Here is a 7,732-nt window from a genome sequence, read left to right on the forward strand (position 1 = left end):
AGACATCATTGCACCGGCCCGGCCATGTGCGGGTACCGGTGATCGGTGGGCGGAACGAAGGTTTCCTTGATCGAGCGAGGGGAGGTCCAGCGCAGCAGATTCTGCGCCGAGCCGGCCTTGTCGTTGGTGCCCGAGCCGCGGGAACCACCGAAGGGCTGACGGCCGACGACCGCCCCGGTGGGCTTGTCGTTGACGTAGAAGTTGCCGGCCGCGAACCGAAGCCGGTTCTGCGCGGTCCGCACCGCGCCGCGATCGTCGGCGATCACCGCCCCGGTCAACGCGTACCGTGAGCCAACGTCGATGACGTCGAGCACGCGGTCGAACTCGTTGTCGGGATAGACGTAGACCGACAGCAGCGGGCCGAAATACTCGGTCGCAAATGTTTCGTCGGTGGGATCATCGGACAGCAGGACCGTGGGGCGCACGAAATAGCCTTCGCTGTCGTCGTATTCGCCGCCGACCGCGATTGTCACCCCGGGCGCGCTTTTCGCGCGTTCGATGGCCGCGACGTTCTTGGCGAACGCCCGCCGGTCGATCAGCGCACCGCCGAAGTTGGTGAGGTCGGTGACGTCGCCGAACGGCAATTCCGCGGTCGCCGCCAGGAAGTCGTCCCCCATCTGCCGCCAGACCGAGTGGGCGACGAACGCCCGTGAGGCCGCCGAACACTTCTGACCCTGATAGTCGAACGCCCCACGGATCAGCGCGGTGCACAACACATCCGGTCGCGCGGAGCGGTGCGCAAGCGCGAAGTCCTTCCCGCCGGTCTCCCCCACTAGCCGCGGATAGCTCTGGTAACGAGCAATGTTCGCGCCCACCTGCCCCCAGAGGTTTTGGAAAGTGACCGTCGATCCGGTGAAGTGGATGCCGGCCAGCCGCGGATCCGCCAGCGCCACTTCCGATACCGCGTAGCCGTCGCCGGTGACCATGTTGATCACACCCGGCGGGAGTCCGGCCGCCTCCAACAGTTGCATGGTCAGATATGCCGCCAGCGTCTGGGTCACCGATGGCTTCCACACCACGGTGTTCCCCATCAAGGCCGGCGCGGTGGGCAGGTTGGCCGCAATCGAGGTGAAGTTGAACGGCGTTATGGCATAGACGAATCCATCCAACGGGCGATAGTCGGTGCGGTTCCATTCGCCGCTGCCGCTCAGTGGCTGCTGGGCCAGTATCTGCCGGGCGAAAGCGACGTTGAACCGCCAGAAGTCCGCCGTCTCGCACGACGCGTCGATTTCGGCCTGATACGCGGTCTTGGATTGCCCGAGCATGGTCGCCGCGGCAAACTTCTCCCGCCACGGACCGGCCAGTAGCTCCGCGGCACGCAGAAAGATCGCCGCCCGCTCGTCGAACGGGGTCGCCGCCCAGTCTGTTCGGGCCAGCGACGCGGCCTGGACGGCCGCCGCCGCATCGCGGTGTTGGGCATTGGTCAGCGTGCCCAGTATGGCGCGGTGCCGGTGTGGCTGGACAACGTCGATCCGCTCGCCGTCACCCATCCGATGAATGCCACCGATGACATGCGGCAAGTCGACCAGGTGATCGGCAACCGCGACCAGCGCGGCCTGCAGGCGAGACCGCTCCGGCGAGTCCGGCGCGTAGTCGTGGATGGGTTCGTTGACAGGCTGCGGCACATCGGTAATCGCGTCCATGTCTCAGCATCTCAGCGTGAGCGCCGTGTTGCTTTGGTCGATCGCACAATCCCGCATCGACTAACTAGTAGAATCGACCAAGATGAGTGTGGGGCTCGGGCAGCTGCTGTTAGCCCTGGACACGACGGTGGCCAGGCTGATCGACGCACCCCGCGGCCTGGACCTGGGCGTCGCGTCGGTGGCGCTGATCGACGCCGACGATGTGCGGCTCGGAATGCGCCGGGACTCGGATTCCGCCGACATCTTCTTTCTGCTCGGTGTCCCCGACAGTGCGGCACAGCGCTGGCTGGAGAAATCTGCCACCGGCGCGGCCCCGGTCGCCGTGTTCGCCAAGGAGCCGTCCGCCGCGCTGGTCGCCCGGGCCGTCGTGACCGGAACGGCGGTGGTGGCCGTCGATCCCCGGGCCCGTTGGGAGCGGCTGTATCGACTGGTCGACCACGTCCTGGAACACCACGGCGATGCCGGCAACGATTCCGGTGCCGACCTGTTCGGGTTGGCGCAATCACTGGCCGACCGCATCCACGGCATGGTGAGCATCGAAGACGAGCAATCCCACGTGCTGGCCTATTCGGCATCCAACGATGAGGCCGACGAACTAAGACGGTTGTCGATCCTGGGCCGTGCCGGCCCGCCTGAACATCTCAGCTGGATCGGCCAGTGGGGCATTTTCGACGCGCTGCGCGCCGGCGGTGACGTGGTGCGGGTGGCCGAGCGACCGGAATTGGGGCTGCGACCGCGACTGGCCGTCGGCATTCATCAGGCCGGCTTCGACGCGCGGCAGAGACCGGCGTTCGCCGGCTGCATCTGGGTCCAGCAGGGGTCGCGACCGCTGGCCGACGATGCCGAGGAGATGCTACGCGGTGCCGCCGTGCTCGCGGCCCGCATCATGGCGCGGCTGGCCGCCAGGCCGTCCGCCCATACCATGCGGGCGCAACAACTCCTCGGCCTCATCGACAGCGGGCCCGTCGATGTGGATGCGATAGCCCACGAACTCGGGGCGGTGACCGATGGCCAGGCCGCATTGGTCGCGTTTGACCATCCAGACAGCCACAACTCGGGCCATGGCCGGCTGGCCGAAGTCCTCGCACTGAGCGCCAACGCTTTTCGCGCCGATGCGCAGGTCGGATCGCGCGGCTCACGGGTGTATGTGCTGTTTCCCCAGACCGCCAAGCGGTCGTCGTTGCAGTCGTGGGTTCGCGGCACGATCAGCGCGTTGCACACCGAAATGGGTCTGCAGCTGCGGGCGGTGGTCGCCGCACCTTTGGCCGGGCTGGCCGGCTTGCCGGCCCTGCGTTCAGAGGTCGATCGTGTACTGGATAGTGTTGCCCGGCATCCAGATTCGTTTCCGGCGGTGACATCGTTGACCGAAGCCCGGACCGCCGTGCTGCTGGACGAGATCGTCACGATGATCGGCAACGACGCTCGCCTGGTGGACCCGCGCATCCGCGAGTTGCACGCTTACAACCCGGCCTTGGTTCAGACGCTACGGGTGTATCTGGACGAGTTCGGCGACGTTGCCGCCGTAGCGAGAAAGCTTCACCTACATCCCAACACCGTGCGCTACCGCATCCGCCGAATAGAGTCGCTACTCACCACATCGTTGGCCGATCCTGATGTCCGGCTGTTACTTTCGCTGGGACTGCGGGCTGTCGACCAGAGCTAGCGGGTCGCTGAATACTTTTTCCTCACCGTAACGGCAATAAGGGCAGAGACAACAAGTTTTCGCGAGTCGGCCGTGTTGGTGACAGATCACCCGTCGGGGCGCGCGCCAGACTAGACCGAAGCGTTGGTCTTGGCGTAGATCTCAGCGAGGAATTGCTCGACGGCGACCGCGGCGTTGGCGGCCCGCGCCGACCCGAAGATGTCAAAGGCGTGCTGCGCGAGAGGCAGTTCGGCGTAAACCACAGGCTGACGACTGAGTTCACGGAGCCGCGCGCTGAACGCACGGCCCTGCTCTACCGGGATCAGTGAGTCGTTGGTTCCGTGTAGCACGAAAAACGGCGGCGCGGTGGGAGATACGTAGGTGATCGGCGAGGCTGCCTTGAATGCCTCGGTGATATCGCGCCGCCCCCGCTTGAACACGTACTTGCCGAGCATCGGGGCCATCAGCGGATGAACGGCCGCCTGGTGGTTGAAGTCGTAGAGGCCGTAGAACGGTACCGCCGCCCGCACAGTGGTATCGGCGTCCTCGAAGCCGGGTTGAAACCGCGGATCGTTCGACGTAAGCGCGGCAAGGGCGCTCAGGTGGCCGCCGGCTGAACCGCCGGTGATCGCCACCCAGCCCGGGTCGCCGCCGTACTCGGCGATGTGTTCCTTCGTCCACGACAGCGCGCGCTTGACGTCGACGATCTGGTCGGGCCACGTCGAGCGCGGGCTGAGCCGGTAGTTGATCGCGACACATACCCAGCCCAACTCAGCGAGGTGGCTCATCAGCGGATAGGCCTGCTGCCGTTTGCTTCCCACCATCCAGGCGCCGCCCGGGACCTGCAGCAGCACAGGTGCTTTACCGTTGCGATCGAGGTCTGGCCGGCGCCAGATGTCGAGGTGATTCCGCGTGCCGTATTCCCCGTAGGCGATGTCGGTGTCGTGCGCGTAGTCGCGATAGATGCGCGCCATCCGGAACACGCCCGGCGACTTCGCCGTGCCCGGACCGGCCGGCCGCTTCCATAGATCCGTGGAATCGGTGCGACGGTCGTGACCCAGGCCGGCATCAAGCGCCGCGGTCAGCGGTTGCTTGCTCTGGTGGCCAATGCGGTCCAGGCGCATCAATCCCAGCCAGGACAGCGCGGATACCAGCCAACTGAATCTGGCCAGCGGGGCTGAGAGCCTGCCGGTTATCGCGGCCAGCAGTGCCACCTGAGCGGCGATCACCTGCAGCGGCAACTCCGAGGCGAACACCCCCACCGCGAATGCGTACATCGAGAGATATCCGCGTTTACTCAGCGGCCGATAGCCGTTTGCCGTGATCGCGACGCTGGCCAGAGAAGCCACGACAGCTGACAACTTTTTCACGGCCTTCACTTAACCACAGCAAAGTTAGTCACTGAAACCACTTGCGTCACTTTGGCTACCTCAAGGACATATGTCTGCTGACCCTAGGGAACATGCGTGCGGCTAGTGGGAAGGGCTCGACGGCGGCCACGGCCGAGGGCGTCACCAATCACGGCGGACCGCGACTCCTGCAGTTGCTAGCGAGCCGAGCCGATGAAGCCGAGTAGCAGATCGGCGACCCTGTCCGACTGGTCGAGTTGGAGGAAATGCCCGGCGTTGTCGACAACGGTCACGTCGCTGTCGTCGGGCAGCGCGTTAGGAATCCAGCGCGTGAAAGCCGATGTCATGCAACCGTCGTCGCGTCCGTGGAGGTACAGGCTCGGCAGCATGGGCCGCGCTGTCCAGTGCCGGTGCAAGTCCCGGTACTGCATCGGCGGACGGGAGTTGCGGATCGTCGCGCGGTAAGGCCCCAGCGCGGCGCGCCAGCTCTCGGGCGTGCCGATCGCGGCGTCGACATGGCGCAGGTCGGCTTTGGCGTCGTAGCCGGGCGACCAGGATTTCCACAGTCGTGGCAGCACCCAGGAGGCGGAACGCTCTGGCAGCCAGGGCAATTGAAAGTACATGATGTACCAGCTGCGAAGCAGCTGTGGCGGGATCTGAGCCAGCAGCCGGACGGTGTCGGGGACTCGGCCCCGGAACGCTGCCGCCGGCGGAACCGACATGATCACCGCCTTGGCGAACGGGCTGTCCGGAATCGCGGCCAGGCCGTTGGCGGCCATCGCACCCCAATCGTGCCCGATCACCACATCGCCTTCGGTGCCGCCGACGGCGGCGCGGACCTGCAGCGCGTCGTCCATCAGGGCACCGATGTGATAGCTGCCGTCGATCGGGATCGACGACGGCGCGTAGCCGCGCATGAACGGCGCCACCACCTGCCAGCCGGATTCGGCCAGCCGGGGCGCGACCTTGCGCCAGCCGTACGCGGTATCGGGAAAACCATGTAAGCACAACGCAATTGGCCCATCGGTCGGCCCCCACGCGAGTGCCTTCAACTCCACGGCTGGGGCTTTGACGTCGATCCAGCGGTGTTCGGTCATCACCTGGGTCCTTTGCGTGGGCAATCTCGGGCGCTCGACGAGACCAGACGCGCGACCGGCCCAATCCCCGTCATCCCGGAGGATCGCTGGGCCGGCAACACGTGCGCGGCATCGATGGGCATGTTTCCCAACGTAGTTGGTCAGGCAAGTACTCGTGCATCTCATGCATGGCTCGGGTGGATGCGCAGGACCCATTGAGGTAGACCCCGGTGAACACCGAAACCCATCTGAGTAACGTCAGAGTGCGATCGACCGAGAGGACCCACCCGTGACTGCCGCACGCAACACCCCCAGGACCGTCGAGTTCTCCGTCATCAAGGGGCTGACCCTGGTCGCGGACGAGTGGGGGCGCAGGACCGAGGTGTCAACCGGCCGACCGAGCGTCCTGATGCTGCACGGCGGCGGACAGAATCGGCACTCTTGGAAAAAGACCGGCCAAGTGCTGGCCGACCAGGGCTTCCACGTCGTCGCGCTCGACAGCCGCGGCCACGGCGACAGCGACCGATCGCCCGACGCCGACTACCACGTCGAGACGCTTTGCGCCGATGTCATGCAGGTCCTCGACGCCATCGGTCGTCCGGTGATCTTGATCGGGGCCAGCATGGGCGGTCTGACCGGCATCCTCGTCGCCGACCGGGCCGGACCAGAACGGGTCAACCGGTTGATCCTCGTCGACGTCGTGCCGCGGTTCGAGAAGAACGGCAGCGCCCGCATCCGCGACTTCATGTTCAGCGGCCTGGACGGCTTCGCGACCCTCGACGAGGCCGCGGACGCGGTCGCCGCCTACCTGCCGCACCGGACCAGGCCGCGCAGCCCGGAGGGGCTGAAGAAGAACCTGCGACTGCGCGACGGCCGCTGGTACTGGCATTGGGATCCGGCCTTCATGACCAAGCCGGGCGACGACCCGGAACTGCGTACCGAGAACTTCGAGCGGGCCGCCGCCGACCTGAAAATCCCGGTGTTGCTGATCCGCGGCAAACTCTCCGACGTGGTCAGCCCCGAAGGAGTGACGCACTTCCTCGACACCGTGCCAGGCGCCGAGTTCGTCGAACTGTCGGGCGCCGGCCATACCGCCGCCGGCGACGACAACGACGCATTCAGCGACGTCGTGGTGACCTTCGCGACGCGTTAGGGCTCGCGGCGACCCGCTAGTTGGCCGGCTTCTCCGCGTGACCACCGAATTGCTTGCGCATCGCTGAGAGCGCCTTGCTGGCGAAGTCGTCGAGGCTGCGCGAGGCGAAGCGGGACTGCAACGCGGTCGTGAGCACCGGCGCCGGAACCCCTTCGTCGATTGCCGCGATCGCGGTCCAGCGGCCCTCGCCGGAGTCGGACACCCGTCCTGAGAACTCCTTGAGGTCGGGCGATTCGTTCAGCGCGATCGCGGTGAGGTCCAGCAGCCACGAGCCGATGACGCTGCCGCGGCGCCACACCTCGGCGACGTCGGCGATGTCGAAGTTGTACTTGTAGCACTCGGGATTTGACAGTGGCGCAGTCTCGGCGTCACCCTGCTGAACCCGAGTCCCGATGTCGGCATTGCGCAAGATGTTCAGGCCCTCGGCGAGCGAGGCCATCATTCCGTACTCGATACCGTTGTGCACCATCTTCACGAAGTGCCCGGCGCCGGTCGGGCCGCAATGCAGATAGCCCTGCTCGGGTTCTGCGATCTGGCCGTCGCGGCCAGGGGTGCGCGGCGCGGCGTCGACGCCCGGTGCGATGGTGGCGAACAGCGGCTCGGCGCGCTCGAAGGCGTAGTCGTCGCCGCCGATCATCAGACAGTAACCGCGCTCGCGGCCCCACACGCCCCCGCTGGTGCCGCAGTCGATAAGGTGAATACCCTTCTCGGACAGCGTCTTTGCATGCTTGAGATCGTCACGGTAGTAGGAGTTGCCGCCATCGATGACGATGTCGCCTTCCTCCAGCGTCGTCGCTAACTCGTCGATCACCCCGGTGGTGATCGTTCCGGCGGGCACCATCACCCAGACAACCCTTGGCGCATCGAGC

General features: G+C 66.0%; 6 protein-coding genes. 2 read left to right on the forward strand and 4 right to left on the reverse strand.

All coding sequences use genetic code 11. The annotated features are described in order from the left end of the window. Positions 1–5: 5 nt before the first annotated feature. Positions 6–1,643 (reverse strand): L-glutamate gamma-semialdehyde dehydrogenase, encoded by a 1,638-nt coding sequence (pruA, locus tag AC2VOU_RS14640; RefSeq protein ID WP_486958029.1) that lies wholly within the window; start codon positions 1,641–1,643, stop codon positions 6–8. 82 nt (positions 1,644–1,725) lie between these two features. Here pruA and AC2VOU_RS14645 point away from each other — a divergent pair, with 82 nt between their 5' ends. Further along, positions 1,726–3,306: a PucR family transcriptional regulator gene (locus AC2VOU_RS14645; protein ID WP_486958030.1), complete on the forward strand. Its 1,581-nt coding sequence runs from the start codon at positions 1,726–1,728 to the stop codon at positions 3,304–3,306. Positions 3,307–3,416: 110 nt separating this feature from the next. Here the strand turns inward: AC2VOU_RS14645 and AC2VOU_RS14650 are convergent, their stop codons facing one another. Further along, the gene (locus AC2VOU_RS14650; RefSeq protein ID WP_486958031.1) at positions 3,417–4,664 is read right to left on the reverse strand and encodes an alpha/beta hydrolase fold domain-containing protein; all 1,248 of its coding nucleotides are present in this window, start codon (positions 4,662–4,664) and stop codon (positions 3,417–3,419) included. 167 nt (positions 4,665–4,831) lie between these two features. Further along, on the reverse strand, positions 4,832–5,731 hold the full coding sequence (locus AC2VOU_RS14655) for an alpha/beta fold hydrolase (protein ID WP_486958032.1): 900 nt from the start codon (positions 5,729–5,731) through the stop codon (positions 4,832–4,834). 268 nt (positions 5,732–5,999) lie between these two features. On the opposite strand from AC2VOU_RS14655, the gene AC2VOU_RS14660 reads away from it, so the two are divergent. Beyond that, entirely contained in the window at positions 6,000–6,863 is an 864-nt protein-coding gene (locus AC2VOU_RS14660) for an alpha/beta fold hydrolase (protein ID WP_486958033.1), read from the forward strand. Positions 6,864–6,879: 16 nt separating this feature from the next. On the opposite strand, the gene gnd is transcribed toward AC2VOU_RS14660, so the two are convergent. Beyond that, positions 6,880–7,732 (reverse strand): phosphogluconate dehydrogenase (NAD(+)-dependent, decarboxylating) (gene gnd, locus AC2VOU_RS14665; protein ID WP_486958034.1); only part of this gene is annotated, 853 nt, incomplete at its 5' end.

This window comes from Mycobacterium sp. TH-M25 (assembly GCF_057473665.1).

What these genes read in the sequence shown, in the direction of transcription:
- AC2VOU_RS14655 (WP_486958032.1), bottom strand. Translation starts at nt 5,731, where the DNA reads ATGACCGAACACCGCTGGATCGACGTCAAAGCCCCAGCCGTGGAGTTG.
- AC2VOU_RS14645 (WP_486958030.1), top strand. Translation starts at nt 1,726, where the DNA reads ATGAGTGTGGGGCTCGGGCAGCTGCTGTTAGCCCTGGACACGACGGTG.
- pruA (WP_486958029.1), bottom strand. Translation starts at nt 1,643, where the DNA reads ATGGACGCGATTACCGATGTGCCGCAGCCTGTCAACGAACCCATCCAC.